The organism is Cyclobacterium qasimii M12-11B, from assembly GCF_000427295.1.
In the GTDB taxonomy this organism is placed as follows: Bacteria; Bacteroidota; Bacteroidia; order Cytophagales; family Cyclobacteriaceae; genus Cyclobacterium; species Cyclobacterium qasimii.
Genome location: NZ_ATNM01000109.1, coordinates 14,511 through 31,660 on the forward strand (window position 1 = coordinate 14,511; position 17,150 = coordinate 31,660).

The 17,150-nt window shown below is 38.3% G+C and carries 13 protein-coding genes; 1 reads left to right on the top strand and 12 read right to left on the bottom strand.

The genetic code is table 11. The annotated features are described in order from the left end of the window. Positions 1–8 precede the first annotated feature (8 nt). Positions 9–647 (top strand): hypothetical protein, encoded by a 639-nt coding sequence (locus ADICYQ_RS11980; RefSeq protein ID WP_040416034.1) that lies wholly within the window; start codon positions 9–11, stop codon positions 645–647. A 137-nt stretch (positions 648–784) separates the two neighbouring features. On the opposite strand, the gene ADICYQ_RS11985 is transcribed toward ADICYQ_RS11980, so the two are convergent. The 12 genes from ADICYQ_RS11985 to ADICYQ_RS27705 form a co-directional block, all read right to left on the bottom strand. Beyond that, on the bottom strand, positions 785–1,435 hold the full coding sequence (locus ADICYQ_RS11985) for a carbonic anhydrase family protein (protein WP_020890055.1): 651 nt from the start codon (positions 1,433–1,435) through the stop codon (positions 785–787). Between the two features lie 195 nt (positions 1,436–1,630). Beyond that, entirely contained in the window at positions 1,631–3,235 is a 1,605-nt protein-coding gene (locus ADICYQ_RS11990) for a SulP family inorganic anion transporter (protein WP_020890056.1), read from the bottom strand. 108 nt (positions 3,236–3,343) lie between these two features. Continuing rightward, complete coding sequence (locus ADICYQ_RS11995; RefSeq protein ID WP_146947020.1) at positions 3,344–3,664, bottom strand: hypothetical protein; 321 nt, start codon at positions 3,662–3,664, stop codon at positions 3,344–3,346. Positions 3,665–3,982: 318 nt separating this feature from the next. Continuing rightward, the gene (locus tag ADICYQ_RS12000; RefSeq protein WP_020890058.1) at positions 3,983–4,651 is read right to left on the bottom strand and encodes an ABC transporter ATP-binding protein; all 669 of its coding nucleotides are present in this window, start codon (positions 4,649–4,651) and stop codon (positions 3,983–3,985) included. 38 nt (positions 4,652–4,689) lie between these two features. Continuing rightward, positions 4,690–7,056, bottom strand: coding sequence for an ABC transporter permease (locus tag ADICYQ_RS12005; RefSeq protein ID WP_020890059.1), 2,367 nt, complete (start codon positions 7,054–7,056; stop codon positions 4,690–4,692). 171 nt (positions 7,057–7,227) lie between these two features. Next, on the bottom strand, positions 7,228–9,657 hold the full coding sequence (locus ADICYQ_RS12010; RefSeq protein ID WP_020890060.1) for an ABC transporter permease: 2,430 nt from the start codon (positions 9,655–9,657) through the stop codon (positions 7,228–7,230). Between the two features lie 10 nt (positions 9,658–9,667). Next, the gene (locus ADICYQ_RS12015) at positions 9,668–12,004 is read right to left on the bottom strand and encodes an ABC transporter permease (protein ID WP_020890061.1); all 2,337 of its coding nucleotides are present in this window, start codon (positions 12,002–12,004) and stop codon (positions 9,668–9,670) included. A gap of 160 nt (positions 12,005–12,164) precedes the next feature. Continuing rightward, positions 12,165–12,479, bottom strand: coding sequence for an ABC transporter permease (locus ADICYQ_RS27410; protein ID WP_020890062.1), 315 nt, complete (start codon positions 12,477–12,479; stop codon positions 12,165–12,167). Beyond that, on the bottom strand, positions 12,436–13,230 hold the full coding sequence (locus ADICYQ_RS26000; RefSeq protein WP_020890063.1) for an ABC transporter permease: 795 nt from the start codon (positions 13,228–13,230) through the stop codon (positions 12,436–12,438). The genes ADICYQ_RS27410 and ADICYQ_RS26000 overlap by 44 nt, the downstream gene beginning before the upstream one ends. A 25-nt stretch (positions 13,231–13,255) precedes the next feature. Continuing rightward, complete coding sequence (locus ADICYQ_RS26005; protein ID WP_020890064.1) at positions 13,256–14,563, bottom strand: ABC transporter permease; 1,308 nt, start codon at positions 14,561–14,563, stop codon at positions 13,256–13,258. 56 nt (positions 14,564–14,619) lie between these two features. Beyond that, the gene (locus tag ADICYQ_RS27700) at positions 14,620–15,501 is read right to left on the bottom strand and encodes an ABC transporter permease (RefSeq protein WP_235114594.1); all 882 of its coding nucleotides are present in this window, start codon (positions 15,499–15,501) and stop codon (positions 14,620–14,622) included. Between the two features lie 63 nt (positions 15,502–15,564). After that, positions 15,565–17,052 carry an ABC transporter permease gene (locus ADICYQ_RS27705; protein WP_200861893.1) on the bottom strand — a complete coding sequence of 496 codons (1,488 nt, stop codon included), beginning with the start codon at positions 17,050–17,052 and terminating at the stop codon, positions 15,565–15,567. Between the last annotated feature and the right edge of the window lie 98 nt (positions 17,053–17,150).

Consider the following 17,150-nt stretch of genomic DNA (forward strand, 5'->3'; position numbering starts at 1 on the left):
ACGATAAAATGAAACTGCCCTTTATTATCTACTTACTTTTCCTTAGCTTTTTATCTTTTGGCCAGGAAATAGTCATTCCAAATGGTTATGAATTGATTGCTGAAGATATTGGAGATTTGGACAAGGATCAGATCTGTGAAAAAGTACTTGTATTTGAAACCTCAGAACCCTCTGAATATGGGAATGTCAGAGAAATTCAAGTGCTGAAATATTCGAACGGAAAATGGCAGGTTTGGAAAAAGTCCAGCAATGCCATTTTAAAAAGTCAGGAAGGCGGCGTTATGGGTGATCCATTTGAGGAGATAGCCATTGAAAATGGTATTTTGACAATAAGCTTTTCTGGTGGTAGCAGTTGGAAATGGTTTTACAAAGATAAATACAGGTTTCAAAACGAAGAATTTGAACTGATAGGCCATACAAGCATTTATGGGAGAAATTGTGACTATTGGGCCAGCTTTGATTTCAATATTTCTACAGGGAAAATAATCTACGAAAAGGAATATGAAGATTGTGAAAAAGATCAGGAAATCTATAAAACAGAAGTGGAAGAGTTCTTTTATAAAGGGCTGAAAATAAACCTTAACAATAGAAATTTGGATAAAGTAAAGCTCACTACACCAAAGTACCAGGAAGACCTGTATCTATAAAAATTGTGGTATAAGTTCGAATAAGCTAAAATTATAAATGCTTTCTAAGGGAACACAATTAAAAAGTTAATGAAAAAGCAGTTTTTAGCTGAATAGTGATTGATGATTCAGGTTCTAAAAACTGCTTTTTCCCATATTTATTTCGTTAAAGGCTCGCCAATAACAGTTTTCATAAATGCTACCTCTCCAGTATCCACATCATAGTAGCCACCAGTCATTCCAATTTCTCCATTTTCATACAGCTCTCTTAATACCGGACTTTCTTGTAGAATCAAATCCATGGTAGAAATTACGTTCTGCTTTTCAACAGCTCTAATAAATGCAACATCGGTTTTTTCTGTATTAGGCATTTTGATGGTAACTTCATCTATAGCAGGATGAACCTTTTCTAACAAACCTGTTAGGTTTCCTATTTTCACACCAGCACATGCGCCTTTAATTGCACCGCATTTACTATGTCCAAGGACTACTATTTGTTTTGTACCAGCAAGCTTACAGGCAAATTCCATGCTTCCCAAAATGTCTTTGTTAATCACATTCCCCGCAATTCTAACACTAAAAATGTCGCCTAAACCTTGATCAAAAACCAATTCAGCTGAAGTTCTGCTGTCAATGCAGCTCAAGACGACAGCAAAAGGAAACTGTCCATCTTTGGTGTCATTTACTTGCTCAAGTAAATTTCTATTTATTTTAAGGTTACTTATAAATCGTTGATTGCCTTCTTTTAAAATGGTCAGAGCCTTGGCAGGTGTCATTGTGGCCTGGGTTTCTGCAGTATGTGCTTTCATTATTTGGTTTCTTTTTAAATATGGGTATCAATACAACCAGGAAAAGTGAATAAGAATCGACTTAATGTTGCATTCAATAAGAGTTTTACCCCCTTGATACTTTCCTCAGCTATAGTGGAATATAAAATACCAAGAAGTAAAGTTTTATTGTTTAATTGCGAACATTAAACGTCCAATTATATTTCCTGGCAAAAATTAATTGTTAAACAATTGGCTAATTCTTTCTTCTGATAAAAGATTTTTGTCAATGTATACTTTATTGTTCGTTTCAATGTCATTGTCAAGTCGGTAAGCATCTTTAAATCCTACCAATATAACTTTTATTCCTTTTTCCTTGGCATTAATCATTTTAAACTCGTGGATTAAATCCAAAACATCCTGTGCAATATAAATTGTATCGGAGGCATTAATGATAACGTTAGAATTTCTTGGGAGTTTATTTAGTGTCAGTTTAATTGCAGCCTTGTTAAGAAATGAAACTTCTTGAGCTAAATCTACATGTATCACATCTCCAGCCGTATACTCTTCTTTTCTAAAGAAATATGCTTTCTTAATATTTCCTCTTAAGATGAAAATCACACTTAAGATCATTCCCAATGCAACACCATTTAACAAGCCTAGGAAAACAACGGCTAATAGGGTAATGATGAAAGGAATAAACTGGTATTTTCCTCTCTCCCAAAAGTGCTTTACAGTAGAAGGATTAGCCAATTTGTACCCTATAATCAATAAAATAGCTGCTAGAGTAGCCATTGGAATCATGTTTAGTATAGTAGGTATACTTAACACACTAATAAGTAACAGTAATCCGTGTATGACGGCAGACATTTTTGTTTTTGCTCCAGCACTTACGTTTGCAGAGGAACGAACTACCACAGAGGTCATTGGCAATCCACCTAATAAACCACTGATCATGTTACCAATACCTTGCGCTTTTAATTCTACGTTAGTATTAACAAATCGTTTTAATGGATCCAATCTTTCAGTCGCCTCAATACATAGAAGCGTCTCAATAGATGCCACAATTGTTATGGTAATGGCAACAATCCACACCCCAGGGTTGAATATTGCGGTATAATTAGGGGATACAAAAATTCCTTTAAATTCTTCAATACTTTTAGGAACAGGGAGGTTTACCATGTATTCTGAAGTGACTGCTAACGAACTATCCGTCAGCATAAATACACCATTGATAACAATGCCTGTTACCACAGCCACCAATGCACCAGGCACCAGTTTTAACTTTTTCAATGCAGGAGTTTTATCCCAAGTTATAAGTACTGCCAAAGAGGCAACTGTGATGATCAATATTCCTGGTTGGATGTCTTGGAAAGCAGCAAAAATATCGGCAAAGATACCTAAACCTGAACTTATTTCTACGTCAGAACCTAAGGCAAGAGGGATTTGCTGAATAAATATTATTACTCCGATACCTGCAAGCATTCCCTCAATGACATTCGAAGGAAAGTAATTAGAAATGGTACCTGCCTTCATTAATCCTAAAAGTAATTGCATTGCTCCTGCCAAAACAACAGCAACTAAAAAGGATTCATAGCCTAGATCAGCAATGGCAACGAAAACGATTGCCGTCAAACCTGCTGCAGGGCCTGAGACACTTATATGGGATTGACTTAGGAAACCAACAACAATACCGCCAATAATCCCGGTAATTATTCCTGAAAATAAAGGAGCTCCAGATGCCAAAGCTATTCCTAAACACAATGGTAAAGCTACCAGAAATACCACCAAACCTGATGCAACATCTGATTTCAGATGTGCAAATAGATTGTTACTTTTCATGTAAATGTATTATGAGTTTGAAATTCTTACCCTAACAAAATAATTTTTGCTTAGGCAGATAGATAAAAAACCAATGACAACGAGAAGTGTCATGGACTAACAAAAGAATTAGGATAACTCAGGAGGTGGGACAATTATGCCCGGACTATGGAGACTTGTTAATATCTTTTCAAAATTAATGTCGGAAGAAAATTTACTGATAAAGGAATGCTCAGGTAGAAAGTTATTGGATGTAAAAAAATCATCAATGTCCAATTCACTTTTTACTTCATTCTCCTTAGTCTCTTCTTCAGCAAACGAAAAAATCATAGAAATATTTACATCTTCATCTATTGCTGTGACTATAATTGTAGGCACAAACAACAAGGATAGGAAAATTCCTAAAAATGCAAAAGCAATGTTTCTATATGTTCTTTTTTCGAATATCAATCTTATAATTTGAGAATGCAATATAGTGAATAACACAAAATATAACGCACACTCTTTAATAATGTTTAGATTTTTTCAACTTTTTTGCCCTTTTAGCTTAAAAAGGGTTGTTATTTTATAAAAATGAAAAAGGTTTTTTAGTTAACAATCAATCATTTAACCAAGCTCCATTATCGAATTATAAAATCATCGATTGATCAAAATCAAATAATTCCATCCCAAATTGACATTTGTTATGCTTTTGGGAAGTTTTATTTTTTTTCAAGAAGCGCATCTCTTTTGATTCCAGACTATAAATTCGGCTTCGAGATAAAAATATTATTTTTTCTCCATCCTCCCATCAAGCAAATGAATCACTTTATTGCCATAAGCAGCATTCTTTTCTGAATGGGTTACTTGTATAATCGTTACACCTTCCTTATTCAACTGTTTGAATAAGGCCATGATTTCTTCCCCCTGCTTTGAGTTAAGATTTCCTGTAGGTTCATCTGCTAAAATCAATTTAGGTTTGCCTATCAAGGCCCTGGCTACACCTACCAATTGCTGTTGTCCTCCACTTAGCTGTGACGGAAACAAGTCTTTTTTACCAACCATATTAAAACGATCCAGCATATCTGCCACCAAGGCTTTTCGTTCGGAGCCAACAAACTTTTTGTAAAGCAAAGGCATTTCAAGGTTTTCATATACCGTCAACTCATCTATCAAATGATAGGCTTGAAATACAAAGCCAATGGATTCTTTATAAAGCGCTGACCGGTGCTTTTCCTTTAGTTGATGAACAGGCTCATCCATGAAATTGTATTTACCTTCATCAAAAACATCCAACATGCCAATCACATTGAGCAAGGTCGATTTCCCTGATCCAGAAGGGCCCATGATTGAGATAAAAGCCCCTTCCTCTACTTCAAGATTGATGTCTTTCAATAAAAAAACCCTTCGTCCTCCTTGTTGGACCCATTTGAAAATATTGCTTAATTGTATGAGCATGGTTTCAATTTAACGTTTAAAGGTTTGAATGTATATTGCTATTCTTCTTTTAAAGCTTCCACAGGATTGGCAATTGCAGCGCTGAAACTCTGCCAACTGACTGTCAGTATTGCGATACCAATTGCAACAGTACCCGCCAAGCCAAATACCCACCAACTGATTGTTGTTTTATAGGCGAATCCTTCCAACCAACGGTACATGCCATACCAGGCTATAGGAACAGCTATAAAAAAAGACAATAATACCCATTTTAGAAAATCCTTGTTGAGGAGGATTAAAATCTCGGAAATTGTTGCGCCATTTACTTTTCTAATGCCAATTTCCTTGGTTCTTTTGGCCATGGCATATGCTGCCAATGTAAACAAGCCCATACAAGACAACAGAATGGCAAGAATAGAAAACCAGGCCACAAGGGTGTTGATTTTAATGTACTCTTTGTATTGTTCGGTTAGCTTGTCATTTGCAAAGTAAAATTTAGGTTCAATTCCTGAAAACGCAAGGCCCCATTTTTGTTTCAACAGATCAAGGACTTGAAGGCTCGCTCCTTTCCGGGCCTTAATAGAAAAGTATCCCCAATTGGTGAAATCTTCTTGTTCAGAGAATATATGGGCCAGAGGTTGAGACTTGTGTTGGACACCCTGGTAACTAAAATCGTCTACAATTCCGACCAACTTTCTGATATCACCAGTTGTGGAAGTTTCATTTAGTACCTGACCACTTGCTGCTTTATATCCTAATTCCTGAGTCGCTGTCTTATTAAGAATGATGGCATTCTCATAATTTACAGACCCTTTTTCAAAGCCGCCACCAGACAAAAATTGGATGCCAAAGGTTTTGAAATAATTCTCTCCTACATAGGCTTTTCGAAGGTGTATTGATTCCAGTAAATTATCTCCCTGAGGATAAAAAACATTGTAGTTTTCACTATAATAGCCAGGTATGCACTGGGAAAAACTTACGGTTTCCACCAAGGGGCTTGCTTCTATCTCCGCGGCAATTCGCTTGTATTCATTACTTGTTTTTTCCATATCTGGAAATTGCCAGGGTTGCAATTCTGTAATGATTACATTTTCAGTGTCAAATAGAGGATCTTTCTCCATCATGGCATTGACTTGCTTACGCACTAAAAATGTCCCTGAAATCAAAACAATGGCTATAGAAAATTGAATAACGATAAGAGAATGCCTGGCACCCGAAGACCGTTTTCCTGAAAAGGCAATGCCTTTTAGGCTTTCTGTTAATTTTCCTTTGGCCCAAAACATTGAAGGTATCAGACCAGATAAAATCCCTACTACTGCCCAAATCATGAGAGGAATCCATAGAAAAACAGGATTTTGGAAGGGGGTGAAATTTAAATCCGTATCAAAGAGTGAATTGAAGGTAGGAAGAAATAGGGCCATTAAGCCAAGACCCAAAAACAGAGCGATAAAGCTGACTGCAAAAGATTCGGTCATTATTTGTCCAAAGAGATCACTTCTGCTGGCCCCATGTACTTTCTTGATCCCAATTTCCTTAATTCTGGAGAGTACACTGGTTATCGTTAAATTGATAAAATTGACAATTGCTATACTAATGATGCCAAAAGCGATAATGCTAAGAATGACAATTAGGGTTTGGTTGGACTCTTCAGCTGCATGGTATTCACCAAAAGGCAATAGGTTGATGACTGTTTCATTTTGACCTATGGGCAGGTAATTTTCTTTGACAATTTGTTGTAATTTTCCATCGATCACTTCTGGGCCAATACCATCCTTTAATTGCACATAAGTTATGGAAAAAAGATTGTACCAGTCATGAATATCTTTGATCCAAGGGGAAATTTCTTCTCCAGTTTCGTAAGAAGCTACGATATCAAATTGAACAGATGAATTCGCAGGAATGGCAACTACTCCTTTGACCTCCAAAAACAGGTCCTCAAATTTAATTTGCAATCTTTTACCCAATGCTGGTTCATCTCCAAAATACTTTTTGGCAAAATCCGAGCTGATTACCACCCCATATTTATCCTTTACTGTATTTTTAGCTGACCCTTCTAAGAAAGGAAAAGTAAAAACGGAGAAAAAACCTTCGTCTACGTAAAAAATGTTTTCCTGAAAAGCCACCTCTCCATGACTCATGCGAAACCTTTCCCAATCGAAGATTCTTGTGCCATTTTCTATTTCAGGTATGTCTTCAAATAACTTGGGCAATAAAGGCCCTTTGGTCTGAAAAGAATTATCATCCCTTACCCTATAAATGTTTTCGAAATTGTCATGAAAGTGATTGTAGGTTAGGTCACTGTGCACATAAAGAGCCAACAATAAAAAGGATGCTATGCCAATACCCAAACCAAATGTATTGATCAGAAAGGTTCCCTTATTGTTCTTAATATTTCGAAAGAAAATTTTTAAGTTATGTCTTAGCATTGTTTCTTATAGTATAAATATCCATTCTCGGTAATTCTTATTTACGATCTTTATGCCATAAATACATTCATCTATTAATCAATCCTTTACGATGAATAAAATTTCAATCAGAGGACAAGATGTAAAATATTTTGACAAAATATGTCTAATAAATATACACTTTAAGGACTCTTATTCCGTCCTCAAGCTCTTCACTGGATTGGTATTGGCTGTTGCAAATATTCGGATACTGATAACTGCCAAAGCTATTATCATAAGACTAACCCCACTTAGGAGAAAAACCCACCAGCTTAGTGCTGTTTTGTAGGCAAAATCCTGCAACCAAATGTTCATACCCCACCAAGAAACTGGAACTGCCACAACAAAGGCAAAGCCTACCAGCAGCATAAACTCCTTCCCCAACAACAGGTTAAGTTGCAGGATAGAGGCACCCAGGACTTTTCTAATACCAATCTCTTTGGTACGCCTTTCGGTAGTGTGAATTACCAATCCAAGAAGACCAAGACAACTAATGAGTATGGCCAATCCTGTAGCCCATTTTAAAAGTGTTGCCGTTCTTTGCTCCTGACTGTAAAATTTCCTGACATCCTCATCCACAAAATTAATGTTAAACGTTTCCTCAGGAAAGAACTCTTTCCACTGGGTTTGAATTTTATCAATTGCCAAAGGCCAGTTCTCTGTATCGTTGGCTTGAAAGGAAAAGTGAAGGGTACTGTTTTGAGTATCCTGAATAAAAGCCATGGGATCTATTTTCTCCCTAAGGGAACTCTGGTTAAAGTCTTCCATTACCCCTACAATTGGTATGTTTTTATTGTTGACTTTGAATTGCTGGCCAATAACCTCTTCAGGATTTTGAAATCCAATTTGGCGCATCAATGTTTCATTGATAACATATTCGGAAATGGAATCATTGAGAGGTAAACGACCCGTCAAAAGGGCTATGCCATATAAGTCAAGGTAATTTTCATCCCCATAGAGCAATTGTAGTTGAACATGGGTTTCCTTTCCCTCAGAAAAATAGCTCACTCCTCTTCCTGAATAGCTTTCGGAGGCTGGAGGGTCTCCAGCAATGCTTAGCTTTTTAACCTCTGGGACTGCTTTTATAACCTCCTTAAAGGCTTCATATTTTTCAAGAGAGGTATTAACACTTGGTGCTCTAATATATGCGATGGACTCCGTTTTAAATCCCATATCCTTATTTACCAGGTAGTTTATTTGTTTTCCTACCAATAAAGTAGCGATAATAAAAACCTGGGCAATAACAAACTGAAAAACGGTCAAGTATTTTCTTAAACGCCCCTTGTCTCCATCCAAAACCGATTGATTTTTGAGTACAGCTACAGGTTTAAATTGAGATAGCACAAGGCCAGGGTAAAATCCTGCCAAAAAGGTAATCAGGATTAGTAACAGCACTAAAGCAAGAATAACCATAGGGCTTTTCAATAAATCCAAACTAAGTCCAGGAGGAATAAAGTCGGCGAATACCCGAAGCAGTAAGGAAGCAAAAAATAGGGACAGAATAGCTGCAGCAAGGGTCAAAATGAAAGTTTCACCTAGGTATTGAATTACTAATTGCTTTTTGGAACTTCCCAATGTTTTCCGAATACCAATCTCCTTGGCCCGCTTGGTAGATTGAGCTGTATTAAGATTGATAAAATTAATACAACCTAAAAGCAACAGAAAGAGGGCTATAAAACCCAAACCAAATAAAACATCAGCGCTTGCCCGGTAACTGCTGTTGTCAAATACACCATAATTATCGTTAAGATGAAGTGATTTTAAAGGTTGTAGATTGAAGGACCGGAAATAGCCCAAGGCAGCCATTTCCTCATTCTTGTGCACTTCTGCCAATGCATCCAGTTGGGCTTGAACAGCCACTTTGCTATTAAATTTATCCGTTTTTATAAACAATTGAGTTGATGAATTAATACTTCCCCAACTTGTATCATAGATATAGCCATACTTCTCAGAATTTCGAAACGACTCTCTTGATAAAAATTCCTTGAAAGTAAAATCACTGCGTTCTTCAAATTCAGCCACAATTCCCGTCACTTTTACGACTAAAGAATCCTCATATATTAAGGTGTTTCCTATAACTTCTTCTGGTAATTTACCAGGGAAGTATTTTTCCGCCCTACTTTTACTTAATATTACTTCATACGGATTTTCGAGTGCAGTATTGGATGATCCGGCAAGCCATTGGTACTTAAATATTTGAAAATATTCCTGATCAGCAATCACTACATCTTCCGGCCAATCAAATTCCTTTAAACCAGATTCTACCGTAACTTTATCAAAACCAAATAGGAAAAAAGGGGCGACATGGTCAATTCCTGTACTATAGGCTTGTAAAGACTCAATCAGAGGTACCGGAACGCCTTTTGAATGGCCTTCCTGCTCTGGCGTTTGGGTGTCAACCACTACCCTGTAAATACGGTCCTTATCTGCATGGAAAGTGTCAAAGGTAAGGTCATAGTATATCATGATACCAATTACGAAAGCTGCGCTCAAACCTATTGACAGACCGATAACATTGATTAAGGAAAAGGTCTTGCTTTTCCAAATGCTCCTAAAGGCGATTTTAAGATAAGTTTTGTACATGGTTAAAGGGTTACTCTGTTCTTAAACTTTTTACTGGGTTTACATTGGCAGCTTTGATGGCTTGAAAGCTTACCGTTAAAAGCGTAATAAGCATTGCTCCAGTAACTGCCCAGACAAAGGTCCAAGCAGATATTTCCATTCGGTACTCATAATTTTGCAACCATTGGCTCATAAAATAAAAAGCTATCGGTACAGCGAACAGACAGGATATCAGTACGAGAATAACAAAGTCTTTGGAAAGCATTTGCCATAAATTCAAAACGGATGCTCCGAGGACCTTCCTTACGCCTATTTCCTTGGTTCGTTGCTCCGCCACAAAGGACGCCAATCCGAAAAGACCCAGACAGCTGATAAGAATGGCCAAGATGGTAAATACACCAGCCAAATTCCCTAGTCGTTCCTCGGATTCAAATTTTTGTGCAAAGTCTTCATCTATAAAGCTATAATCAAATTTCGCGGAGGGCACTACTTTGGCAAATATTGATTCTATTGTCGCAATGGCTTCACTCGTGATGGCATTGGCCTTTATTTTAATGTTGATATAATCTACCCTATCGTAATCAAGGTAGAAAAAAGCCTGTTTTACTGGTTGATAAGGGGACTGCATTACCATGTTCTTTGTAAGGCCAATGATCTCTGCACGGTCTCCGTTTCCAAAATTGAAAAAGCTTCCTATCGGATTTTCTAAGCCCATGTATTTGGCTGCTGCTTCATTGATTATAACGGCGGAAGAATCCGAAGCAAAGTCTCTGGAAAAGTCCCTACCTTCCAGAAATTGCCAACCTACTGTATTCCCATAATCGTGGGTTACCCTAAGGATGCCAAAATCTGGTGACATCTCAGGATCTTTTCCCACCCAGGATATGCTACCCCCACCATTGCTATAAACGCCCATTAATGGAGACGAGGATTGCGTCATGTCTTCTACTGCTCCTGAGTTTAAGAGTTCACTTCTAAGTAGATCATATTTCCCATTGTATTCTGGATTGTTCATTTGGATAGAAATAAGATTGTTTCGATCATAACCGATAGGCCTGTCCTTGGAGAATTCTATTTGGTTGAATACAATGACAGTCCCCACTGCCAACATTATGGAAACGGAAAACTGAAACACCACCAGTACTTTTCTTGGAACAGCAGAATATGGTCCTGCCTTGAAAGTGCCTTTTAAAACCTTAATAGGACTAAAAGAAGATAGGTACAGTGCTGGATAACTTCCAGCCAAAAGCCCGGTAACCAAGGTGATAGCAATTAATGAGGACCAAAAGACCAAACTGGACCAAGGGATTTGCATATTCTTGCCGGCCAATTCATTGAACCATGGGATTGAGATTAAAACCAATAACAAGGCAAACAATAGGGCAATACCCGAAATTAATATGGACTCACTCAAAAACTGGAAAATCAATTGCTTCTTATTGGATCCAACCGTTTTTCGAATGCCTACTTCCTTGGAGCGTTTTTGAGAGCGAGCTGTGCTCAGATTCATGAAGTTGATACAGGCGAGTAACAATACAAACCCACCTATAGCAATGAACAGCCAAACAAAGGTGATTCTGCCTTCAGTAGGCTTGCCTTGCGCATCAAATTCGGAATACAAATGCCATTTGTCCATGGGGTAGGCAAATGGATGAAGCCCCCTTTTCTCATAGCCCTCGGCGGAGTCAGAAGGCCCATAACTTGCATACAAATCCCGAAGGGCAGCATTGGCTGTTTCAAAATCTATTTCTGGCTGCAATTGCACATACAATTGAAAAGACCAGTCGTCCCACACCGTTTTGATCCGCTCAAATCTTTCTGGTTCGTTTGCTTCCGTCAGTTCCCAATTGGCAAAGAATTTCACATAGGCGAAACTGTTGTTTTTCGGGAGTTCTTTATAAACACCATTTACAACCGCATCCATCTGATTGTTGATCTTTATTGATTTGCCTAAAGGATCCTCTTTACCGAAAATGGCCGCTGCTGCCGTCTCAGATAAAACCACTGCATTCATTTCATCCAGACTCGAATAAGAACCTTGAACCATTTCCAAGGAAAGCATTTCTAAGGCCTCACTTTCAATAAATTGCCCCGTTTGGGTATAACTCTCCCCCTCATTGGTCAATACATAATTCCCCACCCAGGTAGCACGAATTACCTGGGAAAAATAATCTGAATAGTTTTCCTTTATAACCGTTCCCATTGTATACAGGGTAGATGGAAAAGAACCAATTTCACCAGTGTCAAGATTTTTACCCCGATTATAAACCTGGGCAAGCTTATCATGCTCTTTGTGATAGGTATTGAAGGTAAACTCATCAATGACCCAAAGGCCAATTACAATAACCACAGCCATACCCAGCGCCAATCCGCCTATATTAATGGCAGCGTATCCTTTGTTACGTTTCAGATTTCTCCAGGCAATTTTTTAGATAATTTTTGTACATGACTTTATGGGTTATTCGGTTCTTAAACTTTTAATAGGATTAACATTTGCGGCTTTAATCGCATGTGTTACAATCGATTTACTACTCTGACTTCAAACTATTTACAGGGTTTTCCAAAGCTGCTTTAATGGCTTGAAAACTCACGGTTATCATGGCTATTAGAATGGCAACTCCCCCTGACAGTGCAAACATCCACCACTTAATATCTATGTGGTAGGCAAAATCCTGTAACCACCTATCCATGGCAAACCATGCAATGGGAAAAGCTATTAATGAGGCAATGCCAACCAGTTTGCCGAAATCTTTGCTTAGCATAATTGTAACAGAAGTAATGGAAGCCCCTAGCACTTTTCTAACACCAATTTCCTTTCTTCGCTGTGCCGCTATAAAGATCACCAAGCCCAATAGACCAAGACAGGATATGACAAAAGCCAGGACCGTAAAGACCAATGCTAATTTCCCCTGCTTTTGCTGAGACACATACTGTTGTTGAAAAATTCTCATTGAGAAAATAGACATCTGCCTTGTTCTCGAAATCGAATTGTTCAATGGTTTTTTTCACAAAAGCGATCCCTTCAGTAGCTTTTCCTTTTGAGATTTTTACATAAAGATTGTCCTTGTCATTATCCTTTGGAGGCATCAACAGGACCATGGGTTGAATTATATGTTGCAGGGAAGTAGCATGAAAATCTTTAACAACGCCAATGACCTGCCGATTTATCAGGCTATCCTTTCCGGTTTTGTAACTTATTTTTTTACCAATGGCATTTGTATAGCCTAGGGATTTCATCAGTGTTTCGTTTATGATTACAGTCGCATCTTTATCCGTAGTCATATCGGAGGAGAAATTCCTTCCCTGTATCAATTGCATCCCATTGGTTGGTAAAAAATCCTCATCTGCATAGATGAAATTTGCCAAAGAGGCTGTGGTTTGCATCTTTCCATTTACCTCAAAGAAAAAGCCATTTTTACCAAGATAGTTTGTCCCTAATGGGTTGCCAGCCGTAGCCACACTTTCTACAAATGGACTTTGCAGAAGTGTTGCTTTCAATCCGGGAATTTGGCGGCGTACTTTTACATCATCGATATGAGCAATAATAACTTGTTCTTTGTCGAACCCCAGGTCTTTATGGGAGACATACTGCATTTGAGTGTAAATAATATAGGATGCACTAATCAGGCAAAACCGCGATTACAAATTGAAACACAACCAGGGACTTCCGAAATAAGATACTATTGCCCCTATTCCCCAGCTGCCCTTGTAGGGAAGGAATCATTTTTAACCTGGACAAAAACAAGGCTGGATAACTCCCACTTAGAACCCCTGTGAGAACTGTAAAAAGGACGATTGCCCCAACAGTTTTTATGACCCCAAAATGCAGTAGTGTCAGTTCTTTTTCTGCAAATTGATTAAAAACAGGCAAGGTTAACTGAACGATGAAAAGGGCAAACAATGCCGCTATAAAAGTGATCATCATTGGTTCAGTGATAAACAAACCTACCAGGTGCTTTTTCTCAGAGCCAACAATTTTCCGTATACCAATCTCCTTCACACGCATGGTCGCTCTTGCAGTGGAAAGGTTCATGTAATTGATCACAGCAATCAACAAAACAAGCAATCCGATCAGAATAAAAAGGTATACTATTTCAGCCCTTCCATTGCTGCTCAATTCATAATCCAAATCAGAATGCAAGTGAATAGCCGTCAATGGCTGTAGTTCTATTTGAAAATTGGAAAAGTTCATCTGATGGGCCAGGTCCTTTTCAAAAGGAAGCAGCTTGTTTTCAAATGATGCCAGGTCAGTCCCTTTCTTTAGAAGAAGGTAGGTATAAAGATAGGCCTCATTCCAATTTTCATTTTTTAAGCTATTGGTATCAAAGGATCGTATACCGCTGAATTGAAGGTGTGAGTTTTGGGGAACATCTTGTATAACACCTGTAACTTTCATAGGTTGTTTATCGCTACCTATTGATATGGTCTCATTAATGGCTAGTGAAGGATCACCAAAAATTTTCACAGCCAAGCTTTCTGTTAGTACGATTGAGCGCGGCTGATTCAGTGCCTCAATTCCATTGCCTAGTAAAAAAGTGTACTCAAATAACTTAAAGAAAGTGTTTTCAGCATACCAAATACCCTCCTGCTTTATGCTTTTATTATCGTATTGGATCAAATCCCCACCCTCAACGTCTATCCTTACGGCATCTTCTACTTCAGGGAAATACTTTTTTAGTGCAGGAGCAAAAGGTGGAGAAGTAAGCGCAATGTCCATGTTTCCATTGTCCCAATTGGCATGTTGCGCAACCCTATAGATTTGCTCCGAATGGGTAAAGGACCGATCATAACTGAGTTCATCGGCTACATACAAGGCTATCAACCAAAAAGCCGCAAGACCAATGGCTATACCACTGGCATTCAGAAAGCTGTAGCCTATATTGCGTTTTATATTTCGCCAGGCGGTTTTAAGGTTGTTCTTAAGCATAAATCATATTTTTAAGGCCTTCACAAGCTTTCAAAGCCAGTGAAGGTTATTCTAATTTATTCTGACCGTAAACTATTTACGGGGTTGGTTAGGGCTGCTTTTATGCTTTGATAGCTAATGGTGGCCAGTGCAATGCCCACAGCTAAAAAGGCCGCAAGCGCCAATACCCACCAACTGATTTCTATTTTATAAGAAAAATCTTCAAGCCATTTGTTCATGGCGTACCAGCCCAATGGCAAGGAAATAAGCACCGCAAGACCTACTAGCTTTAAAAAGTCAATAGAAAGCTTGAAAGATATTTGTCCTACACTTGCTCCCATGACTTTCCTAATTCCAATTTCCTTGGTTCGTTTTTCTGCATTAAAAGCTGCCAATCCAAAAAGTCCAAGACAAGCAACTAAAATAGAAAGGACAGTAAAGATCACAAATAGCCTTCCCAAGCGTTGGTCTGATTGATAGGTATCGTTAAAGGATGCATCCATAAAGTAATAATTAAAAGGAAGCGCAGGAGCCAATTGGGTCCAGGTAGCTTCGATTTGGGCAATCGCTTGTGGAAAATCACCTGCATTAAGTTTTATAGCCAAACTCCCCGGGTTTTTACCTATCACTAAGCTTAAGGGTGTTATGCTTTCACGGAGGGATTCAAAATGGAAATCGTTGATGACGCCAATAACGGTATAGTATTCATGATCCGTTTCTAACATATTAGAAGAAAACCTTTTTCCCAATACCTCCTCAGCCGATATTCCCAAAACTTTTAAAGTGGCTTCATTTATAAGCATGGCAGAGGAATCAGCCGATCTTTTGTAATCAAAATCCCTTCCAGCGATGATATCTAAATTGAATGTGGAAACATAATCATGGTCCACATCCCAGGTTTGCATGCTAAGTGCCTTTTCTTGGTCAGAGATTCCTTCTTCAAAAAAATGAATTGTCACTTCTACTTGAAGGGGTGGGAAAATAGGCACTCAAGGTGGCATTGCTTACTTGCGGTAACTCGGTTATTTTTTCTTTAAAAGATTGCTCTTTGCTCCAAGGGCATACACATCATTAAGGATTAACACCTGCTCTTTTTTATAGCCCAAGTCCTTTTGCTGTATGAACTGCAACTGTCCGTACACCACCAATGTAGCGACTATAAGGAAAACAGATATTGCAAACTGAAAAACGACAAGTCCATTTCGCAATTTACCCCCTCCAACAGCACTACTTCCACTTCCTGAAAGAACCTTAATAGGTGCGAAACGTGAAAGAAAAAAGGCTGGGTAACTCCCTGATAACAATCCTAAAATAACGGTTGCAACAATAATGGTCAGCCAAAAATAAGGTTCTAAAAATGGGATGGACAACTGCTTGTTTGATAAATCATTGAAATAAGGCATTAACAATAGGGTCAAGCCCAAAGCCGCAAGCAAGGAAGCAAAACTGATTAAACCAGATTCAGTAAGAAATTGCCCAATTAAGGTGGACCTATTGGAGCCCAAGGTTTTTCGGATCCCTACTTCTTTAGCCCTTTTTAGCGAACCTGCCGTGCTAAGGTTCATAAAATTGACACTGGCAAGAACGATAAGAAACAATGCAATGAAGGAAAGGATGTAAATATTCTGAATGCTATTGTTGGCATTCATTTCACCTTTTCTATGAGAATGAAGGTGAATATCAGTCAATGGAATGGTACTGTACCGAATATAATTGCCCGAAGCATCAAACTGCTCCTTGGTCATTCCTGGAAAAACCGTTTGTGCCCAAGTAAGCACATAGGTATCTACGATATAGGGAAGTCCTTCTTCAAAATCAGCGCTTTCCGAAAGAGGGGAAAGTTTTACAAAGGTATTGTAATTGTGGGTGCCCCAATTCGGGATTTTAGCATCTGCATAGCCTGCCATGGCTATAAAGAGGGTATAATCGCTCAATAACGAATTACGTGGCAAGTCGTCAATCACTGCAGACACAGTAAAAGTATCGCCAGAATCAAAAATAAGGGTTTGACCCACCGCTTCATCTATAGAAAAAAACTTCTCAGCGGCTGACTTGGTAAGCACTACCATATTGGGATCTTTCAATACCGTTGCCTTGTCACCCAAAAGAAGGTCAATACCGAAGAAATCTAAAAATGATGGATCAGCATAGGTTGTTCCAGTCAATTTGACATTACGGATAGTACCGCTTTTCTTTAATAAGGTACTTCCAATGGTTCTAAACCTGGTGGTAGCTTCTACTTGTGGGAAATCGTTTACCAATACATCAGCCATAGGTGCTGGCACAACAGCTACTTTATTTTCCGCCCCACCGAACTTTATATCCGCATTTAGCCGGTAGATCTGTTCCGCATCAGGAAACATCTTATCGTAACTCAACTCATCATAAATGTACAATGAAATAAGCAGGCCGCCTGCCATGCCGATAGTCAGACCGAAAATATTAAGAAAAGTAAAAAACGGCTGTTTATTAAGACTTCTCCAAGCGATTTTAATATGATTTCTGAACATGGTTGCGATGGATTATTACTGATAGAGAATATAGTCTTAAAATTAAAATGGCTTGCCAAGCAATTTTTAGATAGTATTTAAACATTATCATTTAATGC

What these genes read in the sequence shown, in the direction of transcription:
- ADICYQ_RS11980 (WP_040416034.1), top strand. Translation starts at nt 9, where the DNA reads ATGAAACTGCCCTTTATTATCTACTTACTTTTCCTTAGCTTTTTATCT.
- ADICYQ_RS11985 (WP_020890055.1), bottom strand. Translation starts at nt 1,435, where the DNA reads ATGAAAGCACATACTGCAGAAACCCAGGCCACAATGACACCTGCCAAG.
- ADICYQ_RS11990 (WP_020890056.1), bottom strand. Translation starts at nt 3,235, where the DNA reads ATGAAAAGTAACAATCTATTTGCACATCTGAAATCAGATGTTGCATCA.
- ADICYQ_RS12000 (WP_020890058.1), bottom strand. Translation starts at nt 4,651, where the DNA reads ATGCTCATACAATTAAGCAATATTTTCAAATGGGTCCAACAAGGAGGA.
- ADICYQ_RS12005 (WP_020890059.1), bottom strand. Translation starts at nt 7,056, where the DNA reads ATGCTAAGACATAACTTAAAAATTTTCTTTCGAAATATTAAGAACAAT.
- ADICYQ_RS12010 (WP_020890060.1), bottom strand. Translation starts at nt 9,657, where the DNA reads ATGTACAAAACTTATCTTAAAATCGCCTTTAGGAGCATTTGGAAAAGC.
- ADICYQ_RS26000 (WP_020890063.1), bottom strand. Translation starts at nt 13,230, where the DNA reads ATGCAGTATGTCTCCCATAAAGACCTGGGGTTCGACAAAGAACAAGTT.
- ADICYQ_RS26005 (WP_020890064.1), bottom strand. Translation starts at nt 14,563, where the DNA reads ATGCTTAAGAACAACCTTAAAACCGCCTGGCGAAATATAAAACGCAAT.
- ADICYQ_RS27705 (WP_200861893.1), bottom strand. Translation starts at nt 17,052, where the DNA reads ATGTTCAGAAATCATATTAAAATCGCTTGGAGAAGTCTTAATAAACAG.